The organism is Pseudolysobacter antarcticus (assembly GCF_004168365.1).
Classification (GTDB): Bacteria; Pseudomonadota; Gammaproteobacteria; order Xanthomonadales; family Rhodanobacteraceae; genus Pseudolysobacter; species Pseudolysobacter antarcticus.
In genome coordinates this window covers 1803357-1815973 of sequence record NZ_CP035704.1, presented here as the reverse complement: position 1 = coordinate 1815973, position 12617 = coordinate 1803357, and the positions used below count along the sequence as shown (strand labels likewise).

At 59.0% G+C, this 12617-nt stretch carries 9 protein-coding genes; 7 read left to right on the top strand and 2 right to left on the bottom strand.

The genetic code is table 11. The features are described 5' to 3' along the window. Positions 1-48: 48 nt before the first annotated feature. Positions 49-1008 carry an RluA family pseudouridine synthase gene (locus ELE36_RS07655; RefSeq protein ID WP_129836722.1) on the bottom strand — a complete coding sequence of 320 codons (960 nt, stop codon included), beginning with the start codon at positions 1006-1008 and terminating at the stop codon, positions 49-51. Positions 1009-1490: 482 nt separating this feature from the next. On the opposite strand from ELE36_RS07655, the gene ELE36_RS07650 reads away from it, so the two are divergent. Further along, positions 1491-4892, top strand: coding sequence for an Rne/Rng family ribonuclease (locus ELE36_RS07650; protein WP_129832505.1), 3402 nt, complete (start codon positions 1491-1493; stop codon positions 4890-4892). Here the strand turns inward: ELE36_RS07650 and ELE36_RS07645 are convergent. Further along, positions 4889-5563 (bottom strand): response regulator, encoded by a 675-nt coding sequence (locus ELE36_RS07645; RefSeq protein WP_129832504.1) that lies wholly within the window; start codon positions 5561-5563, stop codon positions 4889-4891. The two genes, ELE36_RS07650 and ELE36_RS07645, sit on opposite strands and share 4 nt — an antisense overlap. A 275-nt stretch (positions 5564-5838) precedes the next feature. On the opposite strand from ELE36_RS07645, the gene ELE36_RS07640 reads away from it, so the two are divergent. From ELE36_RS07640 to ELE36_RS07615, 6 genes are all read left to right on the top strand, one after another. Continuing rightward, a complete protein-coding gene (locus ELE36_RS07640) occupies positions 5839-6636 on the top strand; it encodes a hypothetical protein (protein WP_129832503.1) in 798 nt (265 codons plus the stop codon). Further along, the gene (locus ELE36_RS07635; protein ID WP_129832502.1) at positions 6624-8609 is read left to right on the top strand and encodes a glycosyltransferase; all 1986 of its coding nucleotides are present in this window, start codon (positions 6624-6626) and stop codon (positions 8607-8609) included. Before ELE36_RS07640 ends, ELE36_RS07635 begins: the two co-directional genes overlap by 13 nt. Beyond that, complete coding sequence (locus tag ELE36_RS07630) at positions 8606-9586, top strand: Gfo/Idh/MocA family protein (RefSeq protein ID WP_165371527.1); 981 nt, start codon at positions 8606-8608, stop codon at positions 9584-9586. Before ELE36_RS07635 ends, ELE36_RS07630 begins: the two co-directional genes overlap by 4 nt. Next, positions 9583-10683, top strand: coding sequence for a DegT/DnrJ/EryC1/StrS family aminotransferase (locus tag ELE36_RS07625; RefSeq protein ID WP_129832500.1), 1101 nt, complete (start codon positions 9583-9585; stop codon positions 10681-10683). Before ELE36_RS07630 ends, ELE36_RS07625 begins: the two co-directional genes overlap by 4 nt. Positions 10684-10767: 84 nt before the next feature. Next, complete coding sequence (locus ELE36_RS07620; RefSeq protein ID WP_129832499.1) at positions 10768-11679, top strand: right-handed parallel beta-helix repeat-containing protein; 912 nt, start codon at positions 10768-10770, stop codon at positions 11677-11679. Between the two features lie 34 nt (positions 11680-11713). Continuing rightward, entirely contained in the window at positions 11714-12592 is an 879-nt protein-coding gene (locus tag ELE36_RS07615; RefSeq protein WP_129832498.1) for a sulfotransferase family protein, read from the top strand. Positions 12593-12617: the final 25 nt, after the last annotated feature.

Below are 12617 nucleotides of genomic sequence, written 5' to 3'. Positions count from 1 at the left end.
TTTGCTTTCGGATGGACGTGGTCTGCAGCTAAGCCGTGGTTCGCATGCTTATTTTTTCGTGGGCGATCGCGTCGCGGCGTTCTTCTTGCCGGGTTCCGTCGCCAGTTTGTCCAGCACCTTGGACAAGTCAGCCGGCAGCGGCGCGGTGAAACAATAATCGCGGTCACGCTCGGGCAAATGGAATTCAAACCGCGCGGCATGCAGAAACAGACGTTTGAGGCCGACATCGCGCATTTCGCGGTTGAACTCGCGCTCGCCGTATTTTTCATCGCCGGCCACCGGATGGCCGATATGCTGGCAATGCACACGGATCTGATGCGTTCGCCCGGTTTCGATGGTCACCTGCACCAGATTGGCCGGCGCGTAGGTTTCCTGCACGCGCAGATGCGAGATCGAATCCTTGCCCTGCTCGTCGACGCGTACCATGCGCTCGCCGCCTTGCAGCAGGGATTTTCGCAGCGGCGCATTCACCGTCAGCGCTTTCTGCGGCAATTGCCCCTGCAACAAAGTTAGATATTGCTTGAGCGCGGTGCCTTCGCGGATCACGTTCTGCAAGGCAGTCAGCGCCGAGCGCTTGCGCGAGAACACCAGAATGCCGCTGGTATCGCGATCGAGTCGATGCACCAGTTCGAGCGTGTCGCGCGGGCGGGCCGCGCGCAGCAGCTCGATCGCACCGTGACTGATGCCGCTGCCGCCGTGGCTGGCGATGCCGCTGGGTTTGTCGAGCACAAGAAAATCCTTGTCCTCGAACACGATCGACTGCTCGATGCGTATCAGCTGCCCTTTGCCGGGCGCTTCGCTCTCCTCTTTCTCGGCGATGCGCACGGGTGGAATACGGATTTCATCGCCCTCGCTGATGCGCACATCGGGTTTGGCGCGTTTGCCGTTGATGCGTACCTGACCGGTGCGCAGGATGCGATAAATCAGGCTTTTGGGTACGCCTTTGAGCTGGCCGACCAGAAAGTTGTCGATACGCTGGCCATCGCGGTCTTCCGGCACCGTCACCATACGCACGCCCGGACTGGTGCCGGAACTTGCATCGGATTGGCGGAAGTTCTCTGAAGTCTGTGTCACGATTGGAAAATTCTTTGCTGGGCTGCTAAACTGAACAAGCGTATCGCGCCGCCTGCGCGCCGTCCAAACCCCGGTCGCGGCATTCACAGGCGCACTCGCTCGCTACATTCTCCTGGGCCTTGCCGTGTGTCTCCGTCGGAGCGCGTGCAGATGGTTCCCTTGAGTTATCGTAACGTTTCGAGTCGGAGATTGCTTGCCGTCATCAAGGACGACACGGATCCCCGGGACGTATTTTGGCACCACTATTGGTTCCGGCGCAGGGTTTGCGCCGGTTTTTGTTTAACAAGCGCTCCCGCGAGTGCGTAAACCAACGCATCACGGTACAGAGCCGCTGGAAGAACCACGCGCGCAGCCTTCGTGGCGGCGCGCAGGATCGTACAGCGTTCCTCGCGGTCGAGCGCGTGAGGAATGAGAAAATGAAAAGAATGCTGATTAACGCAACTCAGCGAGAAGAGTTGCGCGTGGCCATCGTCGATGGTCAGTCCCTGTTTGACCTGGACCTGGAAATCCCTTCCAAGGAACAGAAAAAAGCCAATATCTACAAGGGTCGCATCACGCGCGTCGAGCCGTCGCTCGAAGCGTGTTTCGTTGAATACGGCGGCGAACGCCACGGCTTTCTGCCGCTGAAGGAAATCTCGCGCGACTATTTCGCCACCGGTGTCGATCCGCACCGCGGCGGCATCCGTGAGTTGCTCAAGGAAGGTCAGGACATCGTTGTTCAGGTCGAGAAAGAAGAACGCGGCAGCAAGGGCGCTGCGCTGACCACGTTCATTTCGCTGGCTGGCCGTTATCTGGTTTTGATGCCGAACAATCCGCGCGCCGGTGGCGTGTCGCGACGCATCGAAGGCGACGATCGCACCAACCTCAAAGAGGTGATGGACGAGCTCAAGCTGCCCGACGACATGGGCCTGATCATCCGCACCGCCGGCATGGGCCGCGATGCCGAAGAGCTGCAATGGGATCTCGACTATCTGCTGCAACTCTGGAAAGCCATTTCCGAAGCCGCGCTGACGCGCGCAGCGCCCTTCCTGATCTACCAGGAATCCAAACTCATCATCCGTGCGCTGCGCGATTACCTGCGCAACGACATCGGTGAAATCCTGATCGATCACGAGGCGCTCTACAACGACGCGCGTGAATTCGTGCAGCAAGTGATGCCGCAGAACCTGCGCAAGCTCAAGCTGTATCAAGATAACGTACCGCTGTTCTCGCGTTACCAGATCGAAACGCAGATCGAAAATGCGTTCGAGCGCAGCATGCGCCTGCCGTCGGGCGGCTCGATCGTGATCGACCAGACCGAAGCCCTGACCGCGATCGACATCAACTCGTCGAAAGCCACCAAGGGCGGCGACATCGAAGAAACCGCGTTCAATACCAACCTCGAAGCTGCGACCGAAATCGCGCGCCAGTTACGCCTGCGCGACATGGGCGGCCTCGTGGTGATCGACTTCATCGACATGGACAGCCCGCGCCATCAGCGCGAAGTCGAAGATCGCCTGAAAGACGCGCTCAAGGTGGATCGTGCGCGCGTGCAGATCGGTCGCATCTCGCGTTTCGGCCTGCTCGAAATGTCACGTCAGCGCTTGCGTCCGTCGCTCGGTGAATCGAGTCAGATGGTTTGTCCGCGCTGCCACGGCCACGGACGTTTCCGCAGTGTCGAATCGCTGTCGTTGTCGGCGCTGCGTCTGGTCGAAGAACATGCGATGAAGGAAAACACCGGCCAGGTGCTGGTGCAGGCGCCGTCGGATGTCGCCAACTTCCTGCTCAACGAAAAACGTAAAAGCGTTACCGAAATCGAATTGCGTCACGACGTTGCGGTCATCATCGTCGCCGATGACAAACTCGAAACGCCGAACATCGAAATCGAGCGCATCCGCTCGGCCGACATGGGCGACGGCAGCAAAGCGAGCTATGAGCGCGTGACCCCCATCGTCGCATCCGCTCCGCCGCAAGTCGCCAAGCCGAGTGAAGAGCCGGAACAGCCAGCGGTCAGCGGCGTGGTGCGCGCAACACCGGCGCCGATTCGTCCCGATACCGAAGACCAGCCAGCACGCACCGCAAAAAGCGGCGGTTTCTTCGCGTGGTTGCGCAGCCTGTTTGCGGGCGGCGAAACCCCGCCGGCAGCGGCATCGAACAACAAGTCATCGTCGCAGCGCGCCAAGCCGAACAACAATGCACGCAACAAGCCGAACCGCGAACGTGATCGCGACGGTTCACGCGAGAAATCGGGCAACCGCCCGGACCGCGAAAAACAGCCGCAGCCGGCCAAAGCAGCGCGCGCCGAAGGTGGTCAACAGCGTCGCGACGGTCAACGTCCCGCCGCCGAAGCGAAGTCGGCTGCAAACGAACAACGCGGCCCGCGTCCTGCACAAAACGCCGCTGCAAAAGGCGAGAAAAACGCGGCACAACGTGCGGTTCAGATCGACACCAATGGTGCATCTGCTGTTGGGGCCGGCAACGATGCAAAACGCCAGCAGCCGAAGCCACCGGCACCGGTCGCGGCAGCTCAACCTGCGGCACAAACTGCCATACCCGGAAGCGCGGAAGACGTGACCGAAGCAGCTGCCGCCGAGGGCGCACGTTCGCGTCGTCGTGGTCGTCGCGGTGGTCGTCGTCGTCGTCGCAACGAAGGTGGTGTGGATGCGGAAGGCATTTCGGCGGAGAACAGCTCAGGCCAGGATCTGGTATTCGACTTCGATGACGAAGACGCCGGTCCGGAACAGGTAAAGCCGCAGGTACAACAGAAGCCAGCCAATCCGAACGTGGCTGCCGCAGCAAGTGCTGCCCAAGCTCCGATTGCGATGGCTGCTGAAAAATCGGCAGCGCCTGCACCTGCAGCGCATATTTCAGCCGATCTTGCGGATAGCGTGAAAACGGAATCGCCGGTAGCAGCGTCAGCCCCCGCTCCCCCTACTGCATCGACACCGGCACCAGCCGTCGAAGCGCAAGGCCGGCCGCATGTGAGCGATCGTGGTGGCCTCAAAGCCGCGCCACAGCATGTCGTGCCAGCATCGACACCGATGCCTACGCCGCCAGCGGCAGCGCAACCTGTTGCGCCATCGCCCGCACCGGTAGCAACCGCGCCAGTCGTGACTGAAACGCCGAAACCGGTCGTCGTAGCGCAACCCGCTGTTGCTCCCGTAGCAGCTGCACCGGTTGCCGATGTTGCGCCCGTAGCACTACGTCCGTGGGAACATGCGCCACCGCCGCCACCGGTTGTTCGACCGGTGGCGACAACGCCTGCGCCGACCGCAACGACCTCGGTATCAGCATCGGTTCCAACGCCGTCGGCAAGTCCCTCGGTCACACCATCTGCACCGGTGCCGACAATTTCAACGCCGGCTAACGCCACGGAAACGAAGCCCGCTGCATCCGCTAATCCGACCAGCACAGCGACGGTTGTTGCCGCTGCTGCTGCGCCGACGCCGGCAACTGTCCGTCCCGTGCAGGAAGCCGCGAATCAGCTGCCTTTGCGTATGCCAGCGCAGGTCGATGCGACACCGAATGCTGACGTCGCGAAACCGGCGTTGCCGCCGACACCTGCCGCAGCACCCGTTGCACCGAAGGTCGACGTAGCCGCGGTTGTTGCTGCGCCGATAGCGACACCATCGGCGGCTCCCATCGCCCTGGTTGCGCCTGTAGCACCGGCTAGCGTCACGCCGCCAGTTGTTGTTGTATCGCATCCGGCAGCTGCCGCTCCGGCGGTGACAGCGGCTCAGCCGTCAACGGCAACACCGGTAGTCGCGCCCGAGCACAAAGAAGCTGTGAAGGCCGTGCCAGACGCTGCGGAAAAATCCACCGACCCGACGAAAGACTAGGTCCGTGCGATCAGCTCGGCGTGGGCCCCACGAAGGCCTGCGTCGAGCAATCCGTGCAGTAACGCGAGGTGGGTCAATCCGACTTCGTTTTTCACATCGAGTTTGGCGAACAAACGATATTTGTAGGTCGCAACAGTCTTGCCGCTGAGATTCAACGCGAGCGCGGCTTCGCCCATATCCTTGCCACTGGCCAGCATCAACGCCACCTCAAGCTCGCGCGCCGAAAGTGCATCAAACGGCGATGCTTGTGTTGCCGACATCCGCTCCAGCGCAAGTTGCTGCGCAATGCTTGCGGCGAGGTAACGCCGTCCGCTGGCTACTTCGCGCACGGCATGCAGCAATTCATCCGCCGCACACGATTTGCTCAGATAGCCGCTCGCACCAGCATCGAGCAGTCGCCGAGGAAACGGCGCTTCTTCGATCATGCTGAGAATCACCACGCGTGTGGTCGAGTGCGATCGACGCAGCCGATCGGTCAGTTCGACGCCGCTGATGCCAGGCATATGCACATCGACGATCGCGACATCCGGCGCGAGTTTCTTGATCATCGCCAGACCGCTTTCGCCGTCCCCGGCTTCGCCAACGATCTCGATATCGGCCTGACGCTCGAGAATCATGCGAAAGCCCGTGCGCACCAGCGCGTGATCGTCCACCAGCACGATACGAATCATTGCCCCTCTCCCTGCGATCATCCTGTCGCGCAGTGTGCTAAGGGCACCGGCGGATAGCAAGGGGCAGGCCCGCAGAACAGCCATGCAACGACCGACGCAATCCGATGCAGCTGCATACCATGCGGCAAACGGCGTTAGCTTAAAGACCTCATAAAGAATGCGCAGTGAGTTTCAGCTAAACTGCGCGCGGCAACGTATTGCCGGATTCCGCAGCGCAGGCAGCAGCGTTTCGCCTATGTTGTCGGGGCAACATAATCCGTTTTGGATCAGACATTTTGAACGAACGTAGCCTTCTACTGATCGGTCATCCGGGCCATGAGTTTCTTCTATATGGGTGGGTTGCACAGACTCGACCTATCGTTTGCATCCTTACCGATGGCTCCGGCATGATGGGCACAACACGCATAGCGCAATCGGAAACTGTGCTCAAAGGCTTGAACGCACCGATTGGGCCGGTTTGGGGCGAAAGCAGTGACCGTGAGTTCTATCAGCGCATTCTGCAATGCGATCACGCGTTTTTCGCCGCAACCCGCGATCGGCTCGCGGATTGCATCCTCATGCATGACATCACCACGGTAGTCAGCGACGCCATCGAGGGTTACGAGCCTACCCACGACATCTGCGAAGCCTTGGCACGCGGTGCCGTGATGCTAGCATCGCGCCATGCCAAAGCACCCATTCGCCATTACCTGATTTCGATCTTGGGAAATCCAGGCATGGCGCCGTTGGGCGATGGGCCGGCAACAGTGGAAATTGAATTGCTCCAGGAACAGATTTTTCGTAAACGCCACGCCATCGCCACGTACGCCACACAGGCAGGAAACCAACTGACCAGAGAGATTCAAAACGCCTACGACCGATATGGCATTGCGGCTTTTGATCGCGAATATCTTTTCGATGCGGCCAACAACGGCTGGCCGCTGTGGCACGAGCGTTTTCACTCGCACGCACCGCACTACGAATCCGTCGGCACGGCTCACGTCGCCAGCGGGCGTGTTCAAGTCGCGATAACGTACAGCGATCATGTCGCGCCAATCTCCGAACGCCTTACCGACATTCCATGCGCGTCCTGATTACCAACAATACGCTGGCCACGCCTGCGGGTACGGAGATGTATGTCCGTGACGTGGCGCTGGGTTTGCTGCGCCGTGGGCATCAGCCAATCGCCTATAGCACACAGCTCGGCACAGTTGCGCGAATGCTGCATGACGCGACCATTCCTGTCATCGACGATCTCAACAAACTGGCGGTAGTGCCGGACGTCATTCATGGCCAGCATCATCTGGACGCAATGACGGCGATGCTGCACTTTCCGCAAACGCCGAGCGTGTATTTCTGTCATGGCTGGGTGACGTGGGAGGAAATGCCAGCGATTTTTCCGACCTTGCAACACTATGTTGCTGTGGACGATCTGTGTGTTGAACGGCTGCAGTGCGAACACGGTATTGTGCCGGATCGAATCCATACAATCCGCAACTTCGTCGATCTGCATCGCTTCGGCATGCGCGAACCGTTGCCGACCAAGCCGCAGCGCGCGCTGGTATTCAGCAACCGCGCGCACGAACAAGGCTATCTCGGCATCATCCGCCAAGCGTGCTCCGAACGCCGCATCAGCGTGGATGTGATGGGCGCTGCGGCCCACCGCAGCGCTGAATCGCCGGAACAATTCCTGGGGAGCTATGACATCATCTTTGCCAAGGCGCGCAGTGCGATCGAGGCGATGGCGTGTGGCGTCGCTGTGATCACCTGCGATTCGTTTGGCTTGGGCGGCATGGTCACGCAGCAAAACTACGCGCAATCGCGAGCGCTGAATTTTGGCATGCGCACTTTGCACCGTTCGATCAGTGTGCAGCATGTCCTGGATGAGCTGGATCGCTACGATGCGCAAGACGCACAGGCAATCACGCTGCGTATACGCAAAGAAGCAGACATGGAGCCGGCCATCGACGCCATTGTGGAAGTCTATACCCGCGCAATCGCAAGCCATGCCGCGGCGCCTGCCGCACTACAACCGCACATGACTGCCGCCAGCGACTACCTGCGCAAGATTGCAGTCGAAGCCAAGCTGCGTGGCGAAGCGGAAAAACTTCGTATCGTCGCCCAAGCTGAAGCGGCAACCCAGTGTTTGCGCGCCGAATTCGCCGAACAGCAAAACATGCCGATCAAGGCCTGCGCGAAACCCGTATGCGACACGGAACTCGGCACAAAAATCGCATCAGCGGCAAAATTCGAGACAATACCCGCGCCGCGACGATCACCGAATGAATTGCATGCCTGGCAACGCGAACAACTCGCGGTTCACGTGGCTGCCATCGAGCAACAGGGAATTCTTGGGCTATACGACAAGCTGCGCTCGGCGGAACATCCGGCGAACACAAAAACCCCGTTTTGGCGTCTGTTCGTGCGTGCCTACAGCACCCGCAATTCCTACGTCGACTGTTTCTCGGCACGTCTGAAATTATTGCGCGCTCGCCACCGGCCCGATCCATTTATCGAAAATCTGTATGACGAAATCCTCGCAAAACACGAACGTGTTTCGGGCATGCAGACAACGCCTGCGACATCGTTACAGAGCGAACTGAGCACCATGTTTGCGCAACTGGGGATCCATGCGCTGGTGGAGATTGCCTGCGGCCACTGCATATGGTTGACGAGCCCGGAGCCTGGCCTGCAGTACACCGGCATTGACCTGAGCCGCGCACTGATCGAGCAGAATCGCCGTCGATTCGCCAGCTTCAGTTGGACCTTCGCCTTGATCGATGTAGTGACCAGCAGCATACCCCTCGCGGACGCGGTGCTGTGTCGCGACTGGCTCCACTTCCTGCCACTCAGCAGTATCAGCGGCGCACTGCACCACATGCGTGTGTCTGGAGCAAAATATCTGATCGCAACGACCGCTCCCGCCATCACCACGAACTCTGAAACGCAGACCGGCACCTGGCGTGCACTGAACCTTATGCGCCCTCCTTTCAACCTGCATGAACCCGTCATGCACATCGAGTACAACGGCAAGATGCTTGGCATATGGCAGTTACGCGACGCATGAATGCCGCATTCCTCCCGACCGCCAGCGTCGATCGCGCGCCACAACCGATCGGTACCGCTGTGATTGGTGTCGGTTATTTCGGCAGCTTGCATGCACAAAAATATATGCAACTGGCAGGCAGCCGTCTTGTCGCGCTGATCGATCCGGATCCACTCACGCTGGCGTTATCTGAACACCTGGGTGTCGGCTGGCTGCAACATATCGACGACCTGCCGCCCGAAGTTCGCGCCGTCTCGGTGGTAACACCCGTGCAAAGCCATTTCGCGCTGACCAAAGCGCTGCTGGAACGCGGTCTGGACGTGCTACTGGAAAAGCCCATAACCAGCACCTTGGAGCAGGCCGAGACCTTGTGCCGACTGGCAGAGTCTACGGGCTGTGTGCTGCAGATCGGTCATATCGAACGCTTCAATCCAACCTTCATTGCGAGCAGGACTGCGCTGGCGTACGCGCAGCGCATCCATGCCATCCGCGCCGGCAAACGCGTACCGCGAATTGACGCGGTCGATGTGGTGACCGATTTGATGATCCACGATCTGGATATGCTGCTCGCCGCGCTCGATTGCGCCGTCGTGGCGGTATCGGCCACAGGCCATAGCTGCGATCACACGGTAATCGATCATGCCTGCGCCGAACTCACGTTCGCAAATGGTTGCCGTGCGCAACTCACAGCGTCTTGGGGCGATGCCGTGGAAAAATCGAGTGCGCATCGTATCGACGCAGAACTTGATCGTGGCGAGATCTGGTCGCTGGATTTCCATCAGCGCACGGTATGGCGCAAGACATCTCCGAGCGCCACGCCCGTCGCCGTGCATCTACCGCACATCGCCGTGAATGAAGATGAGCTTTGCGTGCAGCTTGCTGCCTTCTTGTCGGCATCGCGCCGGCGCTCGACTCCACAAGTAACAGCGCGGGATGGCTACGCGGCACTGGAACTCGCTTACCGCATACGCAACCAGATACTGGGCTGTGGCGCATGAAGGTGGCTTTTTTCGACATCGCGGCACAGTACCGCGCGCTGCGCTACGAGATTGATGCTGCCGTACGGCACGTGCTGGAAAGCGGCCGCTATTCCAATGCCACGGAAAACGCCGCTTTCGAAAAGGAACTCGGCGCCTATCTGGGCGTGCGCGAAGTTGTCGCCGTCAACTCCGGCACGGATGCGCTACTGCTTTCGCTAAAGGCTCTTGGCATTGGTGCAGACGACGAGGTGATCGTTCCATCTTTTACTTTTTTCGCCACGGCCGAAGCGGTTTGTCTGGCCGGCGCGCAACCGCGTTTTGCCGATTGCGCCAATGGCGCGTTCAATATCGATTTGCGTAGTGTCGAGGATGCCTTCAGTCCAAAAGTAAAAGCCGTCATCGCCGTGCATTTGTATGGCCAGCCCGTCGATCTGGCACCGATCCAGGAATTCTGCGCGGCGCGCAATCTGCATCTGATCGAAGACTGCGCCCAAGCCCTCGGAGCAGCATATCGCGGTCGACGTGTCGGCACTCTGGGCGTTGCCGGCGCCTTCAGTTTTTATCCGACAAAAAATCTTGGCGCCTGCGGCGATGGCGGCGCCATCTGCTGTGACGACCCGGAACTTGCCGCGCATCTGCGCCGGCTGCGCAATCATGGACGCACCAGCGCATTCAGCCACAGCGAGATTGGAATCAATAGCCGTCTGGACGAAATCCAGGCGGCTATTCTGCGCGTCAAGCTGCCCCACCTCGACCATTGGAACGCCCGCAGACTTGCATTAGCGCAACGCTATCGGATCGGCCTGCAAAATACCCGCTGCATTCTGCCACCGGGCTGCAATAGCAGTACGTCAGTATTCCACCACTTCGCTGTCATCCACCCGCAACGCAACGCACTTCGAGCGTTTCTGGCCGAGCACGATGTGGAAACAGCGATTTATTATCCAACGCCGTGTCATCTGCAGAGTGCTTTCGGCAACGGTGTGAATGCGCTTTCTTTGCCGCAGGCAGAACGCAATGCCGATCACATGCTGGCGTTGCCCATTTACCCCGAGTTATCGGATATCGCTATCGATCATGTCGTTTCACTTGTACGAGCGTTTGAGCAGGGGTAGTGTGACCGTGAATTGCATATGGGCAATACTGCAAATCGGAGTTTTCCAACAACCAATCGTGGGGGTTCTTTTATGAAACGTGCCATGCTTTACTTATTCGCTGTTTTGGCTTGCATATTCCTTACATCCACGCTTGCGCAAGCGCAGGCAACAACCCGCACCTGGGTTTCCGGAGTCGGCGACGATGCCAACCCGTGCAGCCGCACGGCACCGTGCAAGACCTTTGCTGGTGCGATCTCGAAAACCGCAACTGGTGGTGAAATCGACGCGCTCGATCCGGCTGGTTTCGGCGCCGTGACCATCACCAAAGCGATCACGCTCGATGGTGGTGGTGGGCAGGTGGCGTCGATACTCGTGTCCGGCACCAATGGTGTCATCGTCAACGCACCATCGAACGCCACGGTAATCCTGCGCAATCTTTCCTTCAATGGCCTCGGTCAGGGCCTCACTCCTGGAATCAGCGCCATCCGGTATATCGCAGGTGGGCAGCTGGTTGTCGAAAACTGCAATCTCATGGGGTTCAGCGTTCATGGCATTGACGTTGCCTTGGCAGCGAGCGGCGACGTGGTTGTGCGCAATACGTCGATCAGCACCATCGCGCAAACCGGAATCAATTTGACCACCACGGCAGGAACGCTGTCCGCCTCGCTCAGCAACGTATCGATTCGGGGTGTGACTAACGGCGTGAATACCGGCTTCGGCAGCGTAGCAGCAGACATCTCCAACTCCACGATCACCCAGACCAGTGGTTTCGGTTTGCACGCGACCTTGGGTTCGATTGCTGCCGAAAACAATATCCTTACCAGCAACGCCACAGCCGTGCAAGCAGAAACCGGCGCCACGATAAGGCTGTCGAATAACAGCATCTACAATAATGCAATTGGCATCGGCTGCAATGTCGGCAGTCCGGGCACCATAGCCACTGCAGGAAACAACAAGAAGGGCAATAATCCAGGCGTAGCTTGTGCGCCCAACGCAACGGTCACTTTGCAATAAAGTGGTTCGCAATGTGGTGCCGGATTTTCCACCAATGCCGATCATTGTCGGTTGCGGTCGATCAGGCACCACATTGTTGCGTTTGATGCTGGATGCACATCCTGCCCTGGCGATTCCTCCCGAGACCGGTTTCCTTGATCGCGCTCCGACACTATCGAATGTTTCAACAGGACTGCGCGAAGCGCTCTTCGATGCAGTAACGCAACATCCGCCAAAAGCGCCTGCCTGGGCCGATTTTGGTGTCGATGCAACGACATTTCGGGAAGCACTGGATGCCGTCGAACCTTTCAGCATCGCAGCAGGTTATCGCACGTTTTATCGTCTTTATGCTGACCGTCACGGCAAGCCGCGCTATGGCGATAAAACGCCCATGTATTGCCTGCATCTGCGAATGATTGCAGACGTCTTGCCCGAAGCGCGTTTCATCCATGTGATCCGCGATGGCCGGGATGTAGCGCTATCGCTACGTCAAACATGGTTCTCGCCGGGTCCGGATGTGGAAACCCAGGCAAGACATTGGCAACACTGGGTGACTACCGGTTCCGAGCAGGGCAAGTTATGTCCGCATTATCTCGAATTGCGTTACGAGGATCTCATCTTCGATCCCCGTACGAATTTGCGTCGTGTCTGTGATTTCATCGAACTGGACTTCGATGAGCGCATGTTGGCGTATCACCATCACGCATCGCAACGATTGAGTGAACATCATGCGCGTTACGACAGCGCCGGCCAGTTGCTCGTGAGCCATGAGCGGCGCCTGTTCAATCAGCGCAAAACCAGCGAGCCGCCTGACGCCAGTCGCGTATACGCATGGAGAACCGCGATGAGTGCGGACGAAGCTCAACGCTTTGCGATAATTGCAGGTCCCGTGCTACGCCAATTCGGCTATCACTGCCCGTCGATAGCAAATTGATCATCGTTAATTGGCGTTGCAGGCT

Coding starts and splice junctions, on each gene's coding strand:
- ELE36_RS07645 (WP_129832504.1), bottom strand. CDS start 5,563: ATGATTCGTATCGTGCTGGTGGACGATCACGCGCTGGTGCGCACGGGC.
- ELE36_RS07625 (WP_129832500.1), top strand. CDS start 9,583: ATGAAGGTGGCTTTTTTCGACATCGCGGCACAGTACCGCGCGCTGCGC.
- ELE36_RS07630 (WP_165371527.1), top strand. CDS start 8,606: ATGAATGCCGCATTCCTCCCGACCGCCAGCGTCGATCGCGCGCCACAA.
- ELE36_RS07655 (WP_129836722.1), bottom strand. CDS start 1,008: ATGGTGACGGTGCCGGAAGACCGCGATGGCCAGCGTATCGACAACTTT.
- ELE36_RS07615 (WP_129832498.1), top strand. CDS start 11,714: ATGCCGATCATTGTCGGTTGCGGTCGATCAGGCACCACATTGTTGCGT.
- ELE36_RS07635 (WP_129832502.1), top strand. CDS start 6,624: ATGCGCGTCCTGATTACCAACAATACGCTGGCCACGCCTGCGGGTACG.
- ELE36_RS07620 (WP_129832499.1), top strand. CDS start 10,768: ATGCTTTACTTATTCGCTGTTTTGGCTTGCATATTCCTTACATCCACG.
- ELE36_RS07650 (WP_129832505.1), top strand. CDS start 1,491: ATGAAAAGAATGCTGATTAACGCAACTCAGCGAGAAGAGTTGCGCGTG.